The sequence below is a fragment of the Vibrio sp. A1-1 genome (genome assembly GCF_021728175.1).
In the GTDB taxonomy this organism is placed as follows: Bacteria; Pseudomonadota; Gammaproteobacteria; order Enterobacterales; family Vibrionaceae; genus Vibrio; species Vibrio diabolicus.
Genome location: NZ_JAKKCL010000003.1, coordinates 31,052 through 55,991 on the forward strand (window position 1 = coordinate 31,052; position 24,940 = coordinate 55,991).

At 42.5% G+C, this 24,940-nt stretch carries 18 protein-coding genes; 2 read left to right on the top strand and 16 right to left on the bottom strand.

The annotated features are described in order from the left end of the window. Positions 1–292: 292 nt before the first annotated feature. The 9 genes from L3V30_RS07145 to L3V30_RS07185 form a co-directional block, all read right to left on the bottom strand. The gene (locus tag L3V30_RS07145; protein ID WP_237308590.1) at positions 293–5,560 is read right to left on the bottom strand and encodes a tetratricopeptide repeat protein; all 5,268 of its coding nucleotides are present in this window, start codon (positions 5,558–5,560) and stop codon (positions 293–295) included. 918 nt (positions 5,561–6,478) lie between these two features. Then, complete coding sequence (locus L3V30_RS07150; RefSeq protein WP_237308591.1) at positions 6,479–8,629, bottom strand: ATP-dependent RecD-like DNA helicase; 2,151 nt, start codon at positions 8,627–8,629, stop codon at positions 6,479–6,481. Further along, entirely contained in the window at positions 8,619–9,047 is a 429-nt protein-coding gene (locus L3V30_RS07155; RefSeq protein WP_237308592.1) for a hypothetical protein, read from the bottom strand. Before L3V30_RS07155 ends, L3V30_RS07150 begins: the two co-directional genes overlap by 11 nt. Further along, a complete protein-coding gene (locus tag L3V30_RS07160) occupies positions 9,037–9,492 on the bottom strand; it encodes a hypothetical protein (RefSeq protein WP_237308593.1) in 456 nt (151 codons plus the stop codon). The genes L3V30_RS07155 and L3V30_RS07160 overlap by 11 nt, the downstream gene beginning before the upstream one ends. Beyond that, entirely contained in the window at positions 9,489–11,942 is a 2,454-nt protein-coding gene (locus tag L3V30_RS07165) for a hypothetical protein (RefSeq protein ID WP_237308594.1), read from the bottom strand. The genes L3V30_RS07160 and L3V30_RS07165 overlap by 4 nt, the downstream gene beginning before the upstream one ends. Next, a complete protein-coding gene (locus L3V30_RS07170; RefSeq protein WP_237308595.1) occupies positions 11,939–13,489 on the bottom strand; it encodes a hypothetical protein in 1,551 nt (516 codons plus the stop codon). Before L3V30_RS07170 ends, L3V30_RS07165 begins: the two co-directional genes overlap by 4 nt. After that, positions 13,473–14,927: a site-specific integrase gene (locus L3V30_RS07175; protein ID WP_237308596.1), complete on the bottom strand. Its 1,455-nt coding sequence runs from the start codon at positions 14,925–14,927 to the stop codon at positions 13,473–13,475. Before L3V30_RS07175 ends, L3V30_RS07170 begins: the two co-directional genes overlap by 17 nt. 180 nt (positions 14,928–15,107) lie before the next feature. Next, positions 15,108–15,305, bottom strand: coding sequence for a hypothetical protein (locus tag L3V30_RS07180; RefSeq protein ID WP_237308597.1), 198 nt, complete (start codon positions 15,303–15,305; stop codon positions 15,108–15,110). A 521-nt stretch (positions 15,306–15,826) separates the two neighbouring features. Beyond that, positions 15,827–16,183, bottom strand: a complete 357-nt coding sequence (locus L3V30_RS07185; RefSeq protein ID WP_054867612.1) for a hypothetical protein — start codon at positions 16,181–16,183, stop codon at positions 15,827–15,829. Positions 16,184–16,264: 81 nt separating this feature from the next. Here L3V30_RS07185 and L3V30_RS07190 point away from each other — a divergent pair, with 81 nt between their 5' ends. Both L3V30_RS07190 and L3V30_RS07195 read left to right on the top strand, forming a co-directional pair. Beyond that, complete coding sequence (locus L3V30_RS07190) at positions 16,265–17,104, top strand: LysR family transcriptional regulator (protein WP_237308598.1); 840 nt, start codon at positions 16,265–16,267, stop codon at positions 17,102–17,104. Between the two features lie 306 nt (positions 17,105–17,410). Continuing rightward, positions 17,411–17,623 carry a hypothetical protein gene (locus tag L3V30_RS07195; RefSeq protein WP_012842272.1) on the top strand — a complete coding sequence of 71 codons (213 nt, stop codon included), beginning with the start codon at positions 17,411–17,413 and terminating at the stop codon, positions 17,621–17,623. 102 nt (positions 17,624–17,725) lie between these two features. Here L3V30_RS07195 and L3V30_RS07200 read toward each other — a convergent pair whose 3' ends face one another. From L3V30_RS07200 to pntB, 7 genes are all read right to left on the bottom strand, one after another. Then, on the bottom strand, positions 17,726–18,115 hold the full coding sequence (locus L3V30_RS07200; protein WP_012842271.1) for a universal stress protein: 390 nt from the start codon (positions 18,113–18,115) through the stop codon (positions 17,726–17,728). A gap of 927 nt (positions 18,116–19,042) precedes the next feature. Then, on the bottom strand, positions 19,043–19,204 hold the full coding sequence (locus L3V30_RS07205; RefSeq protein WP_005394474.1) for a YoaH family protein: 162 nt from the start codon (positions 19,202–19,204) through the stop codon (positions 19,043–19,045). Between the two features lie 42 nt (positions 19,205–19,246). Further along, complete coding sequence (locus tag L3V30_RS07210; protein WP_109170285.1) at positions 19,247–20,368, bottom strand: conjugal transfer protein TraF; 1,122 nt, start codon at positions 20,366–20,368, stop codon at positions 19,247–19,249. 60 nt (positions 20,369–20,428) lie between these two features. Continuing rightward, positions 20,429–21,310 carry a DUF2861 family protein gene (locus tag L3V30_RS07215; RefSeq protein WP_005394478.1) on the bottom strand — a complete coding sequence of 294 codons (882 nt, stop codon included), beginning with the start codon at positions 21,308–21,310 and terminating at the stop codon, positions 20,429–20,431. Between the two features lie 6 nt (positions 21,311–21,316). After that, positions 21,317–21,979 carry a response regulator transcription factor VxrB gene (gene vxrB, locus L3V30_RS07220; RefSeq protein ID WP_005394480.1) on the bottom strand — a complete coding sequence of 221 codons (663 nt, stop codon included), beginning with the start codon at positions 21,977–21,979 and terminating at the stop codon, positions 21,317–21,319. Then, the gene (gene vxrA, locus L3V30_RS07225; protein ID WP_005394482.1) at positions 21,954–23,408 is read right to left on the bottom strand and encodes a sensor histidine kinase VxrA; all 1,455 of its coding nucleotides are present in this window, start codon (positions 23,406–23,408) and stop codon (positions 21,954–21,956) included. Before vxrA ends, vxrB begins: the two co-directional genes overlap by 26 nt. A gap of 155 nt (positions 23,409–23,563) precedes the next feature. After that, on the bottom strand, positions 23,564–24,940 hold the full coding sequence (gene pntB, locus L3V30_RS07230; RefSeq protein WP_134645671.1) for a Re/Si-specific NAD(P)(+) transhydrogenase subunit beta: 1,377 nt from the start codon (positions 24,938–24,940) through the stop codon (positions 23,564–23,566).

The following is a 24,940-nucleotide window of genomic DNA, read 5'->3' on the forward strand; positions in this document are numbered from 1 at the left end:
TTGGATGAACATTACTAATGTGTAGACTGGACTAGATTAAGGGGAGCAGGTCACATGGGGCGGATACTATGAATCAGGCTCAAAGCTAAGAAAGATATTATCTAATGGACTACCACAACCGACAACAGCCTCATCAAGTAATTGATAGGCTTGTCGCCAGTAAATGCCGAGAATCGTCTTAAAATAGTGTCTGTAATTGTTAACCACTACACTCTCTTCAAAGAAGGGCGTATTAACTCGAAATAGAACTGAATAAACAGAGCCGTTTGATTAGGTTTGTTTAGTCGACAATTCATTGAAATTGTAAGTTTTGGCCTAGTTTTTCATAACAAGTAGTCAACTTATTACGACACTCGGTGTACAACACAAGTCCTCTTATCGGATCATCAGATAAATGAAGCTTCAATATGCTCAGTGCATGCTCATAGTAAAAGCGAGCTTTGTTGAATTGGCCGAACTGACTAAATAGATCTGCGATATTACTGAGGTTAGATGTGTACAGCTCAAACCATTCTTTTGGGTTAGACTGATAATTTTCTATGCATATCGGTAGAGTTTCTTCCTCGTACCACAGAGAATCACCAATACTTCCAAGTTCTTTATACAACTTCGCAATATTAGAAAAACCGACTGCATAACGATACGACCACTCCATAGGGGAGTCCCCATACCTTTTTGTTATAAAAGGTAATATTTCTTGTTCTAAAGCTAAGGCTGCTTCAAACTCTGCTTTGAGGAAATAATCTTCTGACAGGCGTGCAATACACTCCAAATAGCGATTCATCCAGCTATCAGGCTGAGAGTAGAACTTCGGTCTTAAGAATGATAATGCCGTGTTCTCCAGACGTACCGACTGGCACAGTTCATTAACGGTACGATATTTTTCAGCTAACTCCTTTAGATAATTAAGATAATGTTGCTCCCACGCGTCGGTGTACGACTCGTACATCAAGAGGTTAGCTGCTTCTGCCACTTCACAAACTGATGTGACTCCTACTTTATGACCTAATGAGTGATAGCAGTCTGCTAAAAATGTTAGGCAGATAAGATATACCTGTCCCCATCGCTCGTTATCTTCGCCACACATTGGCTTGCATAGGGAAACCAACTCTTCTGCGAGATAGGTAGCCTTTTCGTGTTGACCAGTTGTCCGGTAGTTGTGAGCAAGCTGATTAAGAGTTCCCCATGTCAGACTCAATCCTCGCTCGCGATCAAGCTGACTAACCCTACGACTGATGGATAGTGAAGCTTCTCCACATGCTATGGCTTGATCAAGCTGGTTAAGTTCTTTGTAGTTTTTAGCCTTGTCATTGAGCGTTCTGGAGTAACTAACCATCCAAGACATATCGCGCTGAGATTCATCTCTATCATTTAGCAGCAAAAGTAACTCATTAAATGTCTCAATCGCTTTCCCGTGCTGCTGGGTTAAAGTATAACGATTGCCCAGAATAGATAAGGAGCGAGTGTGTCTAGAGTAACCGCTCTCAGAGTTTTTCTGAAAAATGTGCTTCGTAAACTGCACCAGCTCTTCTAGCAGGTATACCTCGTTATTATGATCGTCGCAACCATGATATTTGTCGGCAATGTCTTCCAGACAATCCATGTATACTGATTCCCACTCTAAAGGCTCATCAATGTAGCGCTGGCGAATAATTGAGAGCCTTTCCTCGTAAAGGGAAAGACCGTACTCTTTTTGATCGTTGAACCAGAAATCACTGGCAACATCGTCGAGCGCTTTGCAATAGTCCTTTGCCCAGATGGCCGGGTGGGCGGTAAGCAACGGTCGGCACACATTAAGATACTCACGTTGAAATTCGCTGATATCAATAGGGTTTCTTAACTTATACAAAACGCAGATTTCACCATTTCCAACGATATTATTTAACGCTGAGGCATAAAGTTCGGCGCAAGCCTTGGGGTTGACGTGATAAAGCTCTCGGCAAACGGTAAGTAGTTCGTCTTCCATGGTAATAGCGTCTTGATAAAGCTCCTTATCATGAAAATAGTTTATTAGACTATTAAGGTATACAGCGTATAAAAATGCCCAGACTTCCGGCTGCTGTTGATAGCGAGGCTTGATGATAGCTATAGTCTCTTCCTTCAACTCTCTTATACGGTCGAAAGGTCCGGTAAAACTATAACTATGTGCTAGGCGGTCGAGTGATTGGACGTACAATTCAATCCAGAGATCAGGATTAGTCCGATAACAATATTTACAAAGGGTATAAGCCTTTTCCGCTAGTTGTTTCGATTTTTCAAACTCTTCGTTTTCCCTATAAAGCAGAGCAAGATCGATGCAACTAGCTACAACCTCTGCAGACCATTTATCTGAGTTGTCGGAATAGAAAGATTTACATATTTCTAGTGTATGTTCACTGAGAGAAATGGCTTTGCCTATATGACCTGTCTCTTTATTTACCCTGACGAGAGTGCCATTGGCATACATATAGTTTGACGCCCATTTTTGAGGATGATTTCGATAAAGTGGTGTTACAATATCCAACACTCTCTGACTTAGAAACACAGCTTTGTCAAAGTCACGCATGAGAGCGTAGTTATAAGCTAGCAGATTCAAGGTCGAGGAATAGCTTTCGGCCCAATCACTCGGGGCGTTTTGATAATAAGGCTTAATGATGGCCACGGCTTGTTCGAGCAGAGTGATTGCATTTTGGTGTTTATTAAGCATTCGTAGTGTTTCAGCGCGTCCCGCTAAATTAGAGGTGTATCTCTGGGCCCATGAATCTTGGTTGCTTCCAAAATATACTTCGCATATTTGAAGAGCCATGTCTTGCAGTTCAGCGGCTTTATCGAGCTGATAAGTATGAAAATAACTTTCCGATAGTTGTTCCATATTATCGACATAAGATGGTCCCCAGATGTCTGGGGATAACTGATGAGCGCGCAATAGAATATGATGTCTGATCGACTGATAGAACATCTTCTCTTGAAACTGACTCGTATTTAGGTTTTGATATCCAACGGAAAAGAAACTTGACCGTTTTTCCTCTTCATCAATGACTTCGAGGAGTAGTCGGAGTAATGCATTGTTGGATCGTACAAAATCCTCAGCTAGTAACGTCTTGAGTAAGAAGTTTAGTTGTTTATCTAGGAAGATAGATTGCAATGAATGTCGGTAGTCGTACTTATCTCCGAAAGTGCTGTACCTGCGTAAGATCTCGTAAACTTCATCAATGATGACATACTGTTCTTCTGTCAGGCAGATTTCTTGGTGACTTTGCCTAATGTAATTTCTTAACGGGAGGAGTGAAGCCTCTTCAGTGGAAGCAATCGCAGTTAACGCCGATTTTACGATAGTGGCAGAGAAGGGCGCACCGAGCAAAGAGGAAAATAGTAGTGAATTAACCGCCGCATTCCCATGTTTGGCAAAATATATTTTTAACAGGTATAGCCTTTCTTCTAGTACGGCGTATGCCATCAAACTGAAATTAAAAGTATCCGAAATATCAAGGGAATGACTAAGAGAGTGTTGATACTTTTGCAGCAGGTTTTTAAAAGTATCTTGCAATGACGCCTCTATATCGACGATGTTTTGATTTAATCGGAACGGCTCTGTAAGAATCAACTTCTCACTCTTGTTTTCGTTATAAAATTTGGGTTCGCAAAGTAAGTTAATGCATTCTATTGCAAAGAGAGTATTAACCTTGTTGCTAGTTTGGTTTCCGATCGCTTGAATAATTGAACACGATAAAAGCGCTAACTGTGACGGCTCTCCGGTGATTACATTTTCGATTAGCTCATGCAGGTGATCTTGGTTAAAGCCTTCTAACACGATCGTGTGGCAATCAATAGCATCAATATTCGGCGCAAAGGACAGCCTCTCATGTCCTTTTATACTTAGCACTTTCAGTAACGACAATGTATAACAATGCGTGTTAGATGTGGAGTTGGCTTCTTCTTGTTTAACGAGCGCTGTCGCTGCATCACTGGGACGAATAGATGTCACAATAAATAAGGAACACTTTTTAGCCAAACGAGTCAATATATACTCGCTGGAGGTATCATCGATCCACTGACAATCATCGATAAATAAAATCACAGGTTGGTCTCTGTCTGCAAGAGGCAGCAGGATGTCTAACGCCAGGTCCAGCTTTTTGAACTGCCTTTCTTTTGTGTCACCTTGTTTATTGTTTAGATCACCCAGGCTTTGGTCGTTCAACGAAACAATACGGTCTTTAACTTTGAATCGTTCATAACAGGCTTCAGTAATATTAATGATTTTGTCGGCTCCTGAGAAAACAGAGCCTATAGCACTCACTGCTGATGATTTGCTTCCTAGGCTCTTTAAATAGTCAATGCCTTTTTCCTTCCAGCCCTTGAGGATTTCCAGTCTTGACGCTTCCTCTAAAATGCTTTTTTCCAGAGAGCTTAATCCGGTATTGGTTGATTGATGACCAATCTCGTTTAACAAGGTTAGGGTAATCATTTTCTCTGTGCTGATTTGCTCAAGGTGCTTTTTGATCAGTGTTGTTTTTCCAATCCCTGGTTCACCGCTGACAACAGAAATGCTCATCCTTTGACGCTGTTCGTAGTATCTTTTTAGACTATTCAGTTCTTCGTTACGACCGACAAAGTGTGAAGACTTAACAGCAATAACAGGCATGTCACTAGTAGGGCTCTCAAGCATGGCATAGCGCTGGGCAAATCTACGCTGATTATCTAATAACAGTTGCTTTGCTGTAAATTGCTGCTCGATTTTTCGGTAAGGTTGAAATTGGTTATTGCTATAGGCATAGATGACCGAAATGCCTAAATGGCGACCATATTCCTTAAGATGTTTTGCGTATGAGAATAGAAGGGAGAGAACAGCTAGTGAGTCATCATCAAGCTTGTGTGGATTATTAACAAAAATCAGTTTGTTGGAGCCAATAGAGGTTGCTAGAAGCATTTTAAAAGCCAGTTGGAAAATATCATGCTTTCCGCTTTTCGCGAAAGTTGAAGAGATAGACTTGAGTTCCAACCGAGCGTCGGCCGAAAGGCTGAGCTTACGTTGTTTAATATGACTTGAAAGTGTAGCAAGAGACTCGGCAGAATTATCTTGCAGAAGTCCTTCAATTTGAGATAACACTACATCTGAAATATCGATATTCTTGTGAATATTGTCAAAGAGCCGCTCTGTAAACTGAGATCCTATTCCTTCCAAGATTAGGTCGAGCCCTTTGTCTAGATATGATCCCAAAAACTCATTGAGTAAACCACCTGTTGAGACAGACAACCCACCAATGAGAGTTTCTTTGATGACGGCAATATTCTTGATGTCCTTGATTTCATCTTGGAGCTGATCCAGCAATGTTTCAAGTAAATAGAAACCGTCTTTGTTTAGATTTTTTTCACCATCCAGAACGATAATATTTGTTCCATTAGATTGGTTGTGGTCGTCATAGATTTTACTACCAAGCAGTAGGCAGGTATCAGGAAAGCTTTGACTTTGTTTTAATTCTATCGAAGTGATATCGCTTTCGTTTAGCTCAATGAGAAGAGGAGTATTTAGAGATTTGACGAGATCATTTTGGTAGTTGGAACGTAGTTCTGTATTATTCATATATGCTTTTTATCAACCAGTTTACTCATAAAGTAAGCTGTACTTGTGCTTAGCTAAACAAATGAGTTTCATATGTAACCATTCTGACATTAGTTTATGATTTAGCAATATTTTTACTAAAAACTTGAGTCATTTGTTACTCTGTTCAGCCCACCTGAAGGGGATATAAAAGAAGTCTTAAATTAGGGGATAGGGGACTGACGGCAGATTAGCCAAAATAACCAATGTCGGTTGCTCAAGGTAAAGGCAAATCAGGTAAAGCGGATGTGGAATTGGTGATAATCCAAAAGTCTACGTACTTGAGTCTCGCTCAAATAAATATGCACCTGCTGAGAAGGTCTGTGAAATTAATTCGTACGGTTCAGCGGTAGTATTTAAAGAGTTTGAGAATGTAACCAGCAGACTCGGCTCGGGTTTAATTGTCTCAATTATGACTGGCTATTTCAAAAATTAGTGATGGTTATCGCGCATTTATTGCAGACTCATCAGCAAAACGTCTGGCGTCATCCAGATGAAGTCGCAGCTCTAGGAGATTATCTACTGACGTAAGTTTGTTATCGATCGACGATAGCGCTATCACGGCGTTGCGCACCAATAAAGCTCAGGTGCCGGGTTATTATCTGCGATAAACCAAACAAATAGTAAAAGAAGATCTTAGGATCTTTTAGTAATCACCACTAAATTAACGCCAGTTAAATTAGTGGTGATTACCTATTTTATGGTAAATTGATTATGTTCAATGCATTAGTTTTCGATTCAGCTCTGAAGTTGGCGTAACGTTTTACAATGCGATAATTCTTGTAACTGTAAGCATCCAGTGTCAAAAATGTACGGATCTTACCTTTTTGAGGTTCTTAAAAATTTCTGCGGCCAATTGTTATAGTATTCGTAAAATTCTGGGTGGGTAGGGGTCTAGTGTTAATCAATATTGGCCTTTGCCTCACTCAATCTTTCTATCAATTCTGAGAGGTAGACCTGCCTTTTCTCTGCTGAAGACGGCCGGACAATGGCCTCTCTAAACGCCTTTTCTGTACCAATTATAATGAGTTTTTCTACCGCTCGTGTAGTAGCCGTGTAAATCCAGCTATTATCAACCAGCATTGGGTTGTTCTCTACCGCCACAATGACTGTATGGAACTGAGACCCCTGCGCCTTGTGCAGCGTGATGGCATACGCCAGTTCTAAATCGTAGAAATGCTCTAATGCTACTGCGCTATTATTGTCATCACTGCTATGAGTATCCTTACGGACATAGACACATTCGCTTTCCTCGTCGAAGCCGACAATACGGCCAAGCAACCCATTCTGGACGCCTAAATCACTGTCATTTTTTGTAAATATCACCGGATCATCAATTTTGAAGTGTGTTTTCTTCTTTTGCCACATCAGGAACGGGTTCGGGTTAACCCCCTCCTGCACAGTGACATTTATCATCTGCGCCATTTTGCGCGTGGCGCATATCACCTGTACGTCATTACCCATCTCCTTTAGGCAGAACAACGGTATATCGTTTTTTCTGACCGTCTGGAAGCTAATCGCCTTGTATGACAGCGATTCTGGTAGTCGTTTGGCTCGAATGGCTTGACTGTACTCCGGAATGCCCGTCGTTTCATCCTGTCGTTTGACCACATCTAATGTGGTGGTGTAATACGGCAGCACTTCGATGAGCTCACTGAGCACAAGGCCCGCCCCAATAGGAGGTATTTGACCATCATCGCCCACGATGAGCAGCTTGGCTGTGGTCGGTATCGAAGTAATGATTTGATATAACAGGCTAATATCGACCATCGACGCCTCATCAATGACAATGAGCATGGGCTCCTGCTCATCTATTAAATCTAAGTTGTTGAGAAAGCCAGCAATGGTTTTGGTCGGATAATTGATAGACTCTTGTAACTTCATGGCTGCGCGGCCAGAGAGCGCCATGCCAAACACCTGATAGCCCAGCGATAAATGAACACTGGTGATGAGTCGAAGTACCGTGGTCTTGCCCGTGCCTGCCCCGCCCACAATACAACTGTACGCATTCGAGAGCGACTTTATAACCGCCGTGAGTTGCTGTTCTTCCAGTTGAAAAGGAAGTTGAGCAAGTTCATGTTTTAACGAGTAATCCTCTTTACCGGATAAGGAAAGGTGCGTGTTTATCAGGGTCAAAATGCGTCGGGCAACGGTTTCCTCCATGATGTAGTGTGGCACAGAATGAACAGTGTCGGTCTCGATACAATAGTAGATACCAAGGCCCTTAACCCCCGTGGTCAGTGCGACCATGGCCGTTTTGTCCCCGCCTAGATGGTCATATATTTGTTCAAGCGTGACATAAGTGTGGCCGTACTTGGTGAAGTGCTTGACCGCACCTTCTACAAGGGCCAGCGAGCGCCTTGGATCATCGAGGGCCATTTGGAATTTCTCTAGGGCAATCTTATCCACGACATCGAATTCCATGCCAAAGGTCTGAAGTAGATAAGGGTTTTCCTTGATGCGCTCTACCACAAACCCGGAATGCGCTTCAAACAGTGCTTGCTGAACGGCATGAGGGATTTGAAGCTTCATAAAGAAAGACGCATACTTTAAGTTTTCATAACGAGCCCAACCATTGATGAGCGCTGGCACGTGTTTCGAAAACTCACGGTGCTGATCAATGGGCGTTAAATCGTTACTATTAAGCATGCCAAACAGCGAATCACCGAACTCGTTAAAAAGCTTGGTTGCTGTGGCTTGGCCGATACCATTAAAGTCTTTGTTTTTGCCAATAAAATGCTTAATTTCTTCGCCGGTTAAGGACAGGGTCATTTGAGCCTTAGTCGGCTCAATGAAGGTGTAACGTTGCTTTTTATACCCACCTTCAACCACGTCTTCACGCACTGGCGACCCGGTGATTTCCCAAACCTGTCCTTTTGCAGGGATGGTGTTACACTGAACCGCAGGTACTTTTACATCGATGAAGTAAATATGGGATTTGTCGGCGTATGGCAAGGCTTTACGTATATTCTGGCCCCTAAAATGCAGCATGCCTTCTTTGTCACTGTAAACCTTGGTCACCCGGACGTGAGTCGTGATCTTATTTAACATGCATTAACCCCAACTTTATCACGGTTTCTTTCATCTCAGACAGCTTATCGAGCTGAGCCTTTAAACGAATGATCTCATCCTTGAGCGCGCTGTTCTGTTTCTTAAGCATACGATTCTCATTCAACAGCGGGTCATCATTGATGCTCTTGACTTCGCCTTGGAGCGGATTCTCAGCCTTCTCGGGTAAGAGTTTAAGCCACTCCAACGTCGCCTCAAATTCATACAAGGCTTCATGTAAGGCCTTGGCAGTCGGATTCTTTTCCGGTGCTTTCCAAGCGCTGTAACTGAATCCTGCTTGTTGGGCAATCTCAGCTTTGTTTAAGCGCCCGTTATACACCATCTGCTTCAAGTCTTCTTCGGTCACAGCCGCTGCCCAGGCATTGAACTTATCAAGGTTAGACATCTTCTCAGTCATCATCTTGGTCCTCGTGTTGGTGTAATTCGCGAATGAGGTATGGGGACAAACAACGTTCAATATTGCGGACTTGGGTTTGCAGCCTGATGGTTTTTGCTATGCTAATGATGCATTCAGTGTTGTCCTGTAGCATCTTACGCGCGGTTTCTACTTGCTCTAGGAGGCGCGCATTGGCCTTCTCTAAATCTGCTCGCGTCATAGATGCGGTGTCTTTTAAGGTTTTACCTAAAGTGCCTGACACGGCCTCTTTCTGTTGCTTGGCAAAAGCCTCAATGAGACTCTTTCGACTGGTCAAGGTTGAGCGGGTCTTGATCACTCCCTTGGCGTTTAATCGCCTAAATAGATTGGCCTGTGTAATTGGGGACAGTTGGAAGCCCTCATCACACATCCGGATCAACTCCTTCTCAATGGCTATATCTAATTCGTTTCCTTTAAGTTTGTCACTCATTTCTGGCTCCTGGACGGCTTAGCTTTTTCCCGTTTACGCTGCTCAAGCGCGAACAAGCTGGACAGCATTATAGGTTTCTTCATGTTGTCCAATTCCAACAGGTTGATTTGGATTTTCTCGTCTTCAAACGCCTGAGACTGACCGAGATGATATTGGATGTGCTCCTTGCGAAGGTTGAGGTTCGCTAGGATTTCGTCGGCCTCAGCCACCTCCATGTGTCCCGTCATTTCCATTTTATTGATGAGCGCAATTTCAGACAAAATACCCGCTGCCAATTGTTTCACTTTCTGAAGTTCATCGTCACGTCCGGTAAGGGTGAAATACGGGCATGGGCTGCCATCTTGACACTTCATGTTATAAGGACATTGGAATGTGGCCAGTTTGCGACGACAACTACCAATATCCATTGGGTTCAGGTCCGTGTGGCGCGCTGCTGTTTCTTTCTTTTCCTTGTCGGACAGCATGCCAAACACTTCATCGAATTCATTGAAAGCATCACTGTTTGAATTACTTACCACATCAACGACGAACGCGGCTTTATCTTGCGTGGTAGTGTGGGTATGCAAGGCTTGAGCCAGTGCATTTACCGAGGTAAGTTTGGGGTTCACACCGATAGTGCCTTCCATCTTAATGCGCTCAAGTGCCGTCTCTTGTTTGAAATGCGAGTCTGGGTTGTTCACGGTCACCAGTGCCGTTGAGACCGCTCTCTCTGTAATGGCAAGGTGCTGATAATGTTCATTTTGAGTGAAGTCTTTCCGTCCCATGAACATCGCTTGAAGGTGCTCAGCGATCCCCGCAATGGCAACGAAGGTATTGATGCCATGGCGCGGGGTGTGACTGTGCATCATGGTGATCTCGCCATTTTCGTCAGTGAGGTTGTATTTGGCAAAGATGCTGCGTTGACGATTGCCCTTCGTTCCATATCCCAGAAAGGGGTTCAGTATGAACTTGTCAATTACTCTCGGCACCACTTTTATCGCGCCAGTACGTTTGGTGGCAGCGCTACCTTCAGGAATGATGAACAGCAACGCCTCATACGGTATTTCACTGACGGCTTTGGTTTTGGCGTCCGTATCGCGATAAATGAAGTCATTCGATATACGACCGTCACTCTCAATGGTGTGGCGGATAAAGCGTTCAATCTCCGCCTGTGCATAGCGAATGTTTTTACGTCGGCCGCTCATTTCAACGACCGAATGTGGCTTTATGTCCAGACCGCTGTTTTGGATTTTCTTAGTAGTGTAATCCCTTAAAGAAGACCGACCACGACCTCGGGCCCCAGAAGAAACAGAGGTGGATTCATAGACCTCATCTACAATGGCATCGAGGTCGACTAACGGCTCACTCATTTCGACCACGTTGTCGTCGCGTGTGCGCCACGCTTTCGGTAGGTAGGACTCAAAGCCAGTCTCACGAACGTACTCAATCTGTGTGCGCATTTTCTCGGTTAACACGATGGTATCGACCCAAAGCTCCTCGACAATCTCCACGGCGAACGGCTCAAGCCAGTGAGTCCGGTGACCAGCACCTTTTTCACCCAAGTAGACGATGCCGACGTAGAACGTGGGCAAGCTACGTTGTTCCATCAGCTCTTTAGTGACCTTGTCTTCTATTTCTACGACTTTAAAGCAGTTGTAGCGCAGTGCCGCGGCCTCCATGTGGCGAAATCCGGTGACCATCAGCAGTAATACAAGGTTCAACACGATCCGTTCGCCATCTTGTTGAACCATGCCACGCAGTGCCACCACGTTCAAAAAGGTCTGAATGGAGAGGTTCTTCTCGTGTTCGTCCTGATCGAGATCTTCGCCGAACTCTGCCTTTTTAGCTTTTTTACCCGCTTTGGTTGAGCGTGTGGCCACGCCTTTTTGTTTCTTCTTGATCTCAATGGGTGTTAACGTGAAACTTAGGTAATTGAGGTTCTTGGCGATCACATTGGAATCATCGTAGTCCTTGGCGGCGTTGGTATAAGCACTGTCGCCAGTACGCGACTGCGCCAGCATATCGGTGGCCTGTTGCAGAAACTCGGATGTGATGTTGACTGGGTGTGGGTCAACTCCCGACATCACCATGCGGACATAAACACGCTTCAATAGCATCTGTTGGGCATAGACCACAGCGCCGGACGGGTTGTTGCCCTGATAGAGCGAGACGCAGTAGGCTTTCATGAAGTCGACATAAGTCTCATTTATATCTAGAGTCTTGAATGGTTCCTCGTCCGGTTTGAATAGTCCACCCAATCGGCGGGAGTTGATTTCATGAAAGTTAATAGTCGTCAACGCCTTAGCCAGAAAACCCTGAGAGGCCGAAGCGTATTTCCAAATATTGGTCAACCATGAATAGAGCGCGTCGGGGTTAGTGATACCGGCATTCACCTCGGGCAGCAAAGCTGTCTCGAAAAAGGTCTTTTGCGCCGTGATAAATTGTTCGAAGGTTTCATAGTTGTCTTTCATCTTAAGCCCCCTTTGAGGCGGTTAATGACCATTTCTACTTCATTTTTGGTTTGGGTGGCCGCATCTATTAGCGGATTATTACGTTGGCCAGCATCATGCGACGTTTTTACCAATTCAAAAAGCTCGTGAGTGATGACTTCAAGGACGGTTTTATGCTTGTTTAAGTTTTTAAACGGGCGGAAGTAAAAGCAGCCATAACAAGAGCGCACCAGCGCAAGATGGCACTTATCCTGTAGGCGGTTACAGCCACCGATTCGGTAGAGGAGTTTTCCCTTGAGCATGCCTGACACCGTTTTGCCCGTCCATTCAGACTCATTGGTGAGGTAACCCGTAAGCAGCAGTCCCATCATGTCTTTCCAGACCGGGTTTTGCCCGAGCGCTTTGTGTTTTAGCAGCGCCAGTTCTGGGGTTGACATTATGTAATACTGCGCCGCGACCGTGGTGCTGTGACCGAGTACCATAGCAATTTCTTCGGCACTCGCCCCGGCCATTGCCATCGAATGGCCAATGTTGTGGCGAAAATCATAGGTGGTATAAATAGGGCGATGCATCTCGTTACGTTTGATTTTTTCTTTGATTTTATCCGGTTGAATGAAGAGCAACGCCTCATTTAACGCCTTATGGATCTCACGAGACGATGGGTTCACAACATCCAAATCATAAGGAAACAATGCGTCGTCATCCCCAATGTCAAATCGATGTTTATATTCATCTATCAACAAGCCAATTTCTTGGCTCAAAGTGATCTTTGGCCCACTCATCGGTGTCGTGTTCTGCTTAGCTAAAGGCACGGCCACTTCGTAGAGCTTTAGTGCGGTCTTGTGATTAGCTGCGATGAGCTTCACTGAGCCGCCTTTTAGCATGGCAAATTGCTGTGGGCGGGGACCATTAGCAAACGACAAGCCCAGCACACAGAGATTTTTTAAGTCGTTATCCGCCAATGACCGAAGGCCTTCCTCAGTGCCAAACTCCACCAAGCGATTGGCGATAAGATTCTTAAAATGGGTAGGCATGGTGTCTTCAACTTCTTGATAACGAAGAAAGGGGTCAGTGACATTCGGGGTCGCTACACGCTGCAACGTTTCTTCATCATCAATGTCGAAACCTGGGAAGTCATGACGAATAAGAGTATGAGTGGCCGACTTGAGTAAGTAATACTCATCCGCATTTTTAGATTTAGCCATCACTTCGAGTCGTTGTTTAAAGGCTGAAAAAGAAACACTATCAGACTCTCGTATCAGCCTTTTAATTATGCTGAACCGTTTACTACCAAGAGGAGCCATATGAGATTCTGTATGCATCGTAGATAACCATTTCAGCAGTTTGTTGCTAAGCACATCCAAGTCAAAGATTTCAATATGTGTGCACCCCAAACGGACGTACTCCCAACGGTCATTTATCGTCTGAACAAAAGGGGTATCAAACTCAGAGGCTTGGGTAATTTCCATCACTCTAGGTAGTGTCATGCTATTGATAAATCCAACCTGTTCTGGTGTAAAGCTAGCGCCATCATCTATGCGATGGACTTTTTTAACTGAATGCAGCATCCCATTCATCCTTATTGAAATCATTGTCACTGTTTGAGTTGAAATGATTGCGATACACCTCCATGACCGTTTGATTGGCATTCTCTTGAATGAATCGCTTAGCGTATTTGGCGGGCATAATGGATTTCTTAGCCCATCCACCCATCACCCTTAATTGATCCTGCGCTTCCTCCATGATGCCGTTAATATTGACCACGCCGAAGTCAATGTACCGACGCTTTTCCTTCTCATAAATAGCCGACAACATCGCATAGGCCCAAGTGTGGCGCAGCCAGTGTGGGGTGATAGTTTCACTGATAAACTCGGAATATTGTGGGTCAAAATGTTCTGGGAAGTGTTCCTTAAACGCTTCAACGACCTGTTTAAATTGAGTCTGAATGGTGGTGTAGGACACAGGTTTGTAGGGCTTCAAAGAGGAAGCGAAGATGAAGTCATGCTTACACTCTTTCGGGCGGATGTACTGGAAGTAGATTAGAATTTTTGTGTGATCCTCGGCCGTAATCTCGACATCTCGAATACTGTCTACGGTCTTGATTTGCGGCTTATTATGACGCGCATCGTCCATGATTGTATCGCTTAATTCATCATCCTCCAGATTGCGTACTCGCATGATGACTTTGCTCGGGTCGCACTTTAAGGGCAAGAAGGATTGCTTGCGCAGCAATAATGACTCCCCAATTCGCAGCCCATAGCGGACGAGCAGAGTAGTGAGCAGGTAATTACGCATCTGCACATCGTAACTGACAATGGGATTAAGTGGGTTTTCCTTAATGAGTGTAAAGCAGGCTTGCACACTGCCGTCTGGCAATTTTACCGGCACCGGCTTCATCACATCCGGCGTCAGAACACGAAAAAAGTCCTCAAATTGCTCGCTGGTCATACTGCGTAGGGTGCTGTGGGCGGGTACTTCTTTATTGGATTTCTTCCACTTCGCGAACTTGCGTTTCACGTCTTTCAGTCGCAGTTTGATTTCGGTGCGCAGGCGGCGCAGCTGATGAGGTTCTTCATCAAGGTAGGCCGTTGTCAGATACAACCCCGACAAGAATTGAATGAAATTGCAGATCACCTGACAATGTTTGGCGGCCGTGCGCTTCTTCTTGGACATTTCTTTCTGACTGCTATTGGATAGTGGCAGCATGATCACATTGGAAATCTGCTTGTCCGCAAGGAGATAATCCCAGAACGGCATCAACTCGTGGGTCAAAGCATCTACGTCTCGAAACTCATTGTGATGTAATGCGTAGTCAAGGCTGATACCATGCTTGGCCAACCAGAAGTCATAAAACAGCTTCACAGAGGTGAGGTAGCTTTTTTGGGTCGCGAGCGATTTCTCCATGAGTTCTTGTTCGGTCCAGCGAAATGCCAACAGAGGCGGCATAGTGGTCACCATATCCAGTAAGCAATAAAATTTACCGTTACAATTTTCAACCTTATACATGTACAGATTCTCATTCGTAGATTTTTCTTGTATGTACAAAAATAGGTGTGGAGATTTCGCTTTGTCAAGGCATCTGGAGATTTTTGTAAGCTATTGATTTTCAAAAATAGGGAATTTGCTCGTGTACATTATTCTGATCGTAAAGAATTTAACATAATATACATAATACGCACTTTAGGCTTAGAAGATTAGCATTGGCGATGATAGCTTAGTGACACCGTATTTGGCTGTTGCAGCTTTGCAAGCTTCATCAGCTGTCTTGTATGGGCCGTGAACTTTTATTTCACCACAGCGACCACTTGATAAGAACCAGTCATCAACTTTAAAACCGTGTAGCTGATTAAGTTCCTGCACTGTATCTTGGGTTACGTTCGACACTATACGCGTTTGTTCTGCATCTTGCTCATTCAAGTAACCGAACAACTGTATTGGATATTCGATTATTTCTCTCCAACTTTCTGACTTAACAAGATCTTTGGCTGGCGTTCTTGAAGTTCTGATACTAACTCTGCTGGGCATGAGCTAGTGTTTAAGTTATATCAGAGAAGCAACCTAACGATTGCTTAAAGTCTTTGTCTTCAAATTTATTGCTCATTTATCCTTTCGATAACTTATGTTTTAAGTTATCGAAAGGATGATAAAATTCAATGTTCTCACTTATGGTCACGTATTATCCATCCCAAAAAGTGTAATTATTACATTAGCTTTATAGGAACAAGGCATCCATTAGATGTAAACTCTCTACTTTTCAATCTATACCTAGATCTTTCTTCATATGTTCACTCAACTCGCTAGTGGTTCTTACATTAATTTTATGTTTGCAATGATGGATTCTCAACTCTTCACCAAATAATTTTACTAACGATTTTGTATACAAAGCACTAATATTATTTATTATTCTATACAATGTACCTTTCTGATAAACAGATCTTTTCGAATTTTGTATTGCAGTCTTCATATTTAAATATTCTCACATTTTTAACTTTATAATTTAAAGAATTATTTTCAAGTTCGATCTTTATTATTGCTTTTGTCGATTTTGAATGAGTCATTATCAATGATGCGCAATCGACAATTAAATCACCTGAATCTAACTTAGTAAGTTCACGAGAGAGAACTTTTATTTTTAAATTTTCCGTTTCGTTATTTAAGTCGATTGAGTTAATTTCTTCAGGATATTTGTTTAACTTAATATCCAATATGGTTTTATTAAGGTAGTAGTCTGCCATTATTTCATGACGGCTTTTAAATATCATTGTCCCCCTCCGTTGATGCAAGTTATACTTTCCCTCCCGTTAAAAGACAACGTGACTCAGAGTTGCAAAAAGGTAACAATCATGGAATTGATGAACAATGAGCTGATCTGCTTTGCAGCCATTTGTAAACACCTCTCTCTTACAGAGGCATCAAAAGAACTTAGAAAGTCGAAAGCTCAAGTCAGCAGGCAGCTAGCGGCATTAGAAAAACAACTTGGTGTAACACTCGTCCACAGGACAACAAGAAAACTCGTTTTAACTGATCATGGTGAAAGCATTAGAGAGCTTGCCATAAAAACGTTAGAGAGCTTGCAGGAGTTAAATTACAGAGCTAACTCGTTGAGTGAATGCATTAATGGAAAGTTTAAAATTACAATGCCCAATTCTATAGCCTCTTCTATTTTTGGCTCTGTTCTTAAAGGCTTACAAGAGCGATATCCAGCAGTGAACTTTGAAATATCATCAAGTAACAATGTTGAGAATTTATTAGAAAGCAACGTAGATTTAGCGATTAGGCTTAATAATATTATTGATGACACTCTGATTGCACATAAAATCGGTGATTATAACGATGTTTTAATATCTACAGTTAACAATGCCAATAACAACACGCTATTAATCTACAAGAATCACTCGAATAAGGAATCAATTAAAAAGCAGTACACTGACGTTATCGAAGTTGATAACACCTCTATTTTAATAAACTTTGTCTCTGAGGGGGTTGGGGTTGGCGTCATTCCAAATTACCTTGTAAAAGGTAACCATATAGACAAAAATATCCAAATTTCACAAAATTTTGATATAGAACGCTCCATGTATATCGCCTACCCTTATCAAAACCCTTTACCAAGAAAGCTAGCTGAAATATCTACTTTTATTAGGTCTGAGTTATCAAAAATATTGAAAAATGAATCATTTTAGGATGGCTTTTCAGGTTTATAATTTTCCTTTGATAACTCATGAGGTCTAGCGAGAAGCTTTGTAACGTATTGTTTCAAAGAGCCTCGTTAGGAATTTATGAAAATCCCCAACTTTATGCTTGTTATCACAACATGAGATGCTATACCGTTTCATTATCAAGGCTTTGCGTGGAATAAATCACGCGGGTTAAACGATAGATTGACTTACATTAAAAATTTAATCGAAAGCAGCTTTATATTAAATTGATCTCATACCGTTCTGCGTGTATCTTCTACCCATATCCCCACAATAACCAAGGAGAATGCCATGGATAAGCTACTCGCGTCTGCACTAGAAATTAAGCAGCGAACTATGGTGACTGGCTTTTTTGCTAGAAATGGATTCAAAATTGCTATGACCGATTTTGATGATGTCACTTTTGAGCGAGAAGGTGTGCAAGTTAACGTGCATTTTGATTTACAGTCAAACGCAGAGTCTGCATCTATTTTATCCCAAGAGGCATCTGCCATTCCTGGTTAGTTATTTTGTTGTCAATCATACGCAAAGCCGAACGCAAACGTTCGGCTTTTTAATATGCGAAAAACGGGATTACAAAAGATGCGGCACAAACCTGCGTTACTGTCACTCATCCAAGTAAACAATCAATAAATCCGCTTCAACCTCATTCGCTACCCTTGGTACCGATGAAAAGAAACGGCTCAATAAATTATGATGATGACCGCAGACAACTAGGTCTATTCCCTCTTTTTTTACGATTCCCGACAATTTGATATGAAGGTCACCGATAACTGCCATCGTCTCGTGTACTGGATATAGGCATTTATCAGCGAGTTCTTGTAGCTCCTTTTGCAACTTTTGTTCTTCTTTCGGCTCCATGATCACACGATCAACATCCACATAAACGAATGAAAGTTTGGCGTTCGAGTTCTTTGCTTGAGTTATTGCTTTTTCGATAACGACTTGGCTAGATTGAGATAAATCAACAGCGACTAAAACGTGCTTGTAACTCATTCTTTCTCTCCTAGTTAGTTTTCATGTGCTTATAGTAAGTCTAGTTCACTAAGAGCGAATGCAATGTCTAAACTCATATTTCATAAAAATATGGGAGTTTGATATAAGAATGTGGAAACAGCCGAGCGATCAGCTATCTAATAGCCATTGAAGGCTCGTGAAGTCAACTAGTGACTTAGGAACCAGTTATTGATATGTGGCCCATTTTGTTCTCCCTCCTTAAGATGTACATAACTATGTAACTAACGCAAACAAACCCACGTTACGCCGTCACTACGCTTCTAAACCCTGTCAATTTCTATTGCAGCTTGTTTTATATTCCTAATTACAACGTCGCCTAGTTTAGTAAAACCACTTGGCAATAAGTAATTTTTTCGTGTAATCCATCGATCAAGATTAAGAGTTATTTCATAGACAACACTGAATTAAAGACAAGATTTAGAGTTAAAACAGAGTCCAACACTCCTATGTTCAACCTAAAACCGACATACGTCTGCGAGCACTTACTGTCTATATAACGTCAACTATATAACTATATTCAGATTTTATTTTTCTGTTACAACGTGTCTTTTTTATCTTCACAGCATAATCCTCTACTTGAAAACATACCCAATCATCATCTTGTAATTTAATTACACAAAAAGATAATCGAAACATAACCACAAGACAAAAAACCAACACAAGTTACTGATTTTATTAATTTTAATTTAAAAATAGCATTTCACCCCATATTCGTTCAAGCCAGAACGCATCAAGGTTAACTTAAACAAGTAAAATTTTACTAACCGCTTAGTACAGAATAGAGGAAGTTGAATAAATTGAAAGGTATAGAAATAACGTTACGACGTAACTACGTTAAGGTATGAAAATATTTGAGGATAAATATGAGGACCAAAAAAACAGGGCCAAAGCCCTGATATGAATTAATTAGTTTTGTTGCTGTTGTTTTTCTGCGTACTCGGATCGAATCTGTTCGGCAACAATTTTGATGGCTTCTGCTGTACTTGTGCCCTTCGCCATCAATTCTTGAATTTTCTCTACAGCTTGTTGTTGCTCTTGGTGAGATAGAGGGGGTAAATCGTCAAACATAAAAAAGCTCCTCATTTTGAGGAGCAGACTATAACGATTCAATTAATAGGTCGCAAGGAAATTAATTGATGCCCCCATTGCGTTCTCGTTCGTGTACTGAGCAGCAATATCTAATTCGATCAACTTAAGTGGAGACAGTCCAATACCTGCAGTAATGGTACCTTCGTCGCTACTTCGAGCTAAGTTTTTCATATAACCCGCTCGCAATGCCAGTTGACGCAAGATATCAAATTCAATACCAGCTCGAATCATTTGTGTATTATCATCGAAGGATGAAAAACGTTTTTCTTCATTAAGATCGTAGTCGACACTCATAGTAAAGTAATCGGCAACAACCCCTGCCCCGACCGTATATACGGGACGCATGCTGTATTCGTATGATTTTATCGTATCACTGCCATACATGAACGATTTTGTTTTAACGTCTCTTCCGATCAAATTTTTTGCTGAAATACCGACACGATATGGGCCAAAGAACCAAAGCGCGCCCGCATCCAAGTTAAACATCGTTTCCGCTGTCTCATGTTCACGTAAGTCTTTGGTATCGAAATTCTGAAAACTCGTGGCGTAAGAGTACGTATAAATACGCTGAAGTTTAGGCGTAACACCAAATGAAAGGTGTTGATTCATAAAGTTGGTGTATTTAGCAAGTGATACACCTGCTTCAGCAACACCAATAGAAACACCTTGTACGTAGCTATCGTCTAACGGATTAGTACCTGACGTATCTACTTTTGGTTGTACGAATGATTCAGTGTATAACTTACCGTATGCAGTTGCAGATAAAAATTTATTAGGAATACCTATAGCGACAACGCCACCAAGATCAAAGTCAGTTTTTTTTCCATCTATGGCATTCATCGATTTTTTGATTTCATCGACATCGGTCAATTTGCTGATGCGTTCGATTTCATCGACAAGATCATATTGATCATCGTAATTACCACCAAAACTTGGCACGATCATTCCTGCGTCGTCGTTTCGGCGATAAATTGCAGTAAGTGCGGGGTTGAAAAAAGGAGCAGTCAGATAAGTTGCTGATACCGTACCAACGCCACCCATCGCATCGCTACGAGCTTCTATCGCATAAGTGGCAGCCGAAGCAACGTTTGCGAAAAGTGTGGTGGCAACAGAGGTGGCTAGAATTTTATATTTGGTTTTCATACTACACTTGTGATTTTGGTTCTTCCTGAACCTTTATCGGCACAAATGGTATTTCTTTAACTATTCTTCTTGGGAAAGATCATAGGTTCGGCTAATAGTTTGAGCTTGCTCAACAATTATATCGCCCTGCCAACGACGACTGTTGATACTCACTGCTAGCACGTATCTATCATTTGGGACACCCGCAAGCTCTAGTGAATTGGGATAGTTAGACTCGTAAGTCTTTTTCCACATTTGCTCGTATTGACCATCAATGTAGTCATATAAACCAACTTCAAGTTGCGGTAATGGACAATGGGGATTACGAAGTGCGCTCTTTTCTACTTTCCAATTCTCTTTAGATGTCCAACGAACATATTGCGAAGAATTGGAATCTCCTAATATTACCCAAGTTCGATACTCTTGTTTATCTTTAGAAACAATAGTTAAGTGATACAAGCCTGCTTCAAGCTTACCCGTGAGGTTATAGCGTTTCGAATAACTACGCTCATTGGCTAATTCCGTACCGCTCGGCTGTTCTTCATAACTGAATGAACTGTCTGCGGATATAGAATCATCCACCCATCGATTAAATGAAATATTTTCGATGTCAGTTGTAGCTCTTAGCTTGATCACTAATCTAAATGTATCTCGCCCAGGGCTTTGGATGGTCTGACGAATAACGTTCACGCCACTTATCCATTCAGGCAGCGTTACACCAGTGAGAGACTTGCCACAGTTTTTAGATAGAGACTGACCAAGAAGGTCATTGAGATGAGGAGTCAAATCTTTACTTGGTTCCGTTTGCCACAGTTCAACAAGAGAGTTGAACATACCGGCAAGATCATCTTCAAGTAAGTGTTGATGTGCCTGCGTTAAAGGCGTGTTGGTTTGAAACCAGTCCATTGCATGGACTGGTTTCACTAACGCTAATGAGAGAACTACGGGGAGTAGTGTTTTCATTATGACTTATGCTTTCATCTTGTAGCCAACACCGCGAAGTGTTTCAATTTCCAGTCCTGGCAGTTTTTGACGAAGCTGCAATACGTGCGTATCCACAGTACGTGTCGTTGGGAAGTGATTGTAACCCCAAACGTGGTCAAGTAGCTCATCACGAGTAAACACGCGACCTAAGTTCGACGCTAAAAATAGCAGTAGATCAAACTCTGTACGAGTTAACGTAATTAGCTCATCTTTATAGGTAACTTCACGAGTTGAACGATCAATTTCTAAGTCTTTTGTGATCACTTTATCAGCGCTGCTTTGCTCTGCTGAATCCGGTGCTCGTAGCTGTGCACGGATTCTCGCAAAGAGTTCCGCTTCAGCAAAAGGCTTCGTTAAGTAGTCGTTCGCGCCGGAATCAAGGCCTGCAACTTTATCTTTTACGGTAACAAGTGCCGTTAGCAAGATAACTGGTACGTCTTTAATCTGTTTCCATTCTGGGAGACATTGTACAGAGTCACCATCTGGGAGTTGGCGATCGAGAATAACCAAGTCAGCTTTTTTCCATTGTGGTTCTACGTCTGCAATACGTTCCACATGTAAACACTCATATCCTGCTTGTTCCAGGCTTACTAACAGGCCATCAGCCAAGTTTTTATCGTCCTCAACGAGAAGCAGTGTCTGTTTCACAAGGTATCTCCAATATAAAGGTTGTAGGTGGTCCCATCAGGGACATTTTTCCGCCCATGCGGCCTACCATAGATTCAACGATTGTTAACCCAAGTCCTAACCCGCTCTTACTGACGAACGGTTTCTTCAAATTTGCCCAATCTTTAGCCGTTAGGCCACCAGCATCTCGGACTTGGAATACTATTTTTTCTTCACTAGTTGAAACATCCAATTCAACTGGTGCAATACCGTACTTAAGCGCATTACGAAGCAAGTTATCGATACAAGTTCCTAACCAGTACACATTAACTTTAGCAGCCACATCTTCATTGATGTTGAAAAGCACGGCACTATCAAATTCTTCTTCGATCTTAAATTCTAACCAGTCTGCGACAGACGGAACCCAGTCTGTTGCAAGCATTTGGTTATCAGATTGCAAATAATCTTTACTCGCTTCTGCCAATTGACGCAAACGACGTGTATCTTCACACAATCTGCGAAACTCGTCATATACGCTTTCAGGTAGATGCTCGAACTCTCGGCGAAAGCCCTCAACCGTCAGTGATAGAGATGCAATCGGTGTTCTGAGCTCATGCGTTAAAATTTGCAACACAAGCATTCTACTACGGAGCTCTTCTCGCTTACTATTCCAGCGGTATACAGCCCAACCAATCACTAGAAGAATATTTGCGATTACCAGTATGATCATACTGATCCGCAAAACTTGTGAGTGATCTTCTACATCCCAACAAATATTGCCTCGTTTAACAAAGCAACTTTTGCTTTGAGACGCTAGAGCGTACGACAGACCCGCATTAGCGACGTTTTCTTCCCAGATATCTTTCTCGAAAACAAAGTAACGGTCACCACGTCGTAACCAAAGTTCGTTACCTTCGATAAACATGCTCGCGCCTGCAATCAAAGCATTAATGGCGTCGTCGTCCATGTTTTTCAAGCTTTCTAACAACTCATCCCCTTCCTCATTGTCACGCTCTTTAATATGCATGTATTGAGCAAGCTTTGGTTTGAGTTCTGGATACTTATCCACATAGCGTGCAGCATAAGTCCCACCACCAGGGTGAATGAGGCCACTACGCGAGAACCAACGTGGTGTCAGTTGCGTCCCTTTACAGATAGCTCTTGTAAATACTAACGGCTCAGTAATTAAAGGACTTAGTGGCAATTTACCACGACAAGTATTCGCTAAGCTGTAAAGCTGTTGTATATCTTTTAACGGATAGTCAGACGTTTGCGGCAGAAGCGAATCTGGCGCAAGTAACTTGGTAGGATAATTTGATTGCAGAATACGAATATCATACGATTTAAGAGCTACTTCATAATTAAATAGCTCTGTAAACGTATCTATTCTTTCTGGTAGTGAATCGGAAAATGCAGGTGCCGAAAAAAGCGGCAATACAGTTGCAAAACCGAGCAAAAACTTTTTAATCAAACTGTTACCGTCACTTGTTACATTAGCCAAAACTATACATCAATCTACAAGCAATTGACATCTGCTAACAGAAGGATTTGCATTACTATAACATTGAAACGGAACAAAAAAGGGCCAGCGATTGCTGACCCTGTATAGTTTTAAATCAAGAATGGTTAGAGTGCTTTAAAAATAGACTCAACACTTTCCTTCGCATCACCAAATAGCATTGATGTATTTTCTTTGAAGAACAGTGGGTTCTGTACACCTGCGTAACCAGTATTCATTGAACGCTTGAATACCACTACATTTTTCGCGTTCCAAACCTCCAGTACAGGCATACCAGCAATCGGGCTGTTCGGATCTTCCAGAGCTGCTGGGTTTACCGTATCGTTAGCGCCGATAACCAGTACGGTATCTGTTTCAGCGAAGTCATCATTGATTTCATCCATTTCAAGAACGATATCATACGGTACTTTCGCTTCAGCAAGTAACACGTTCATATGTCCCGGAAGACGACCTGCGACTGGGTGAATACCAAAGCGAACCTCAATACCTTTTGAACGAAGTACGTCAGTAATTTCATGCACTGGATACTGCGCTTGCGCTACAGCCATACCATATCCTGGAGTGATGATTACTGATTTTGAGTTCTTCAGCATTTCAGCAACTTCTTCTGCCGTTGTTTCGCGGTGTTCGCCCTGCTCTTCGTCACCTGAAATTACAATCTCTTGACCAAAGCCACCAGCAATAACACTGATAAACGAACGGTTCATGGCTTTACACATGATGTAAGAAAGAATCGCACCTGAAGAACCAACCAACGCACCTGTTACGATTAATAGGTCATTTGCGAGCATGAAACCTGCTGCTGCTGCTGCCCAACCTGAATATGAGTTCAGCATTGAAACGACAACTGGCATATCAGCACCACCAATTGAAGCAACTAAGTGGTAACCGAACGCGAACGCAATCAGTGTCATCACAATCAGAGCGAACATGCTGCCATCTGCATTTACGAAGTAGATCATAAGAAGCGTAGAAATCACAACCGCTGCAAGGTTCATTTTGTGCTTGTGAGGAAGGTTAAGCGGCGAAGAAGAAATCACACCACGTAACTTACCAAATGCAACAATTGAACCCGTGAAGGTTACGGCACCAATGAAAACACCCAAGAATACTTCTACAAGGTGGATAACATGTTCAGCATGAGTTGCTGCTTCTGGCGCATCAAGGTAACTGTTGTAGCCAACTAAAACCGCAGCTAAACCTACAAAGCTGTGCAGTATCGCAACCAGTTCTGGCATCTCGGTCATTTCTACTTTCTTCGCATAGAAAATACCGATCGCCCCACCTATCGCCATCGCAATAATGATCCACCCAAAGCCTTGAGCATCAGGGCTGAAGATCGTCGCGATCAGCGCGATCGTCATACCTGCGATACCATAGTAGTTACCATTACGAGCGGACTCTTGCTTTGAAAGCCCCGCCAAACTCATGATGAAAAATAATGCAGCAACAATGTAAGCTGCTTGTACTAATCCTGCAGACAT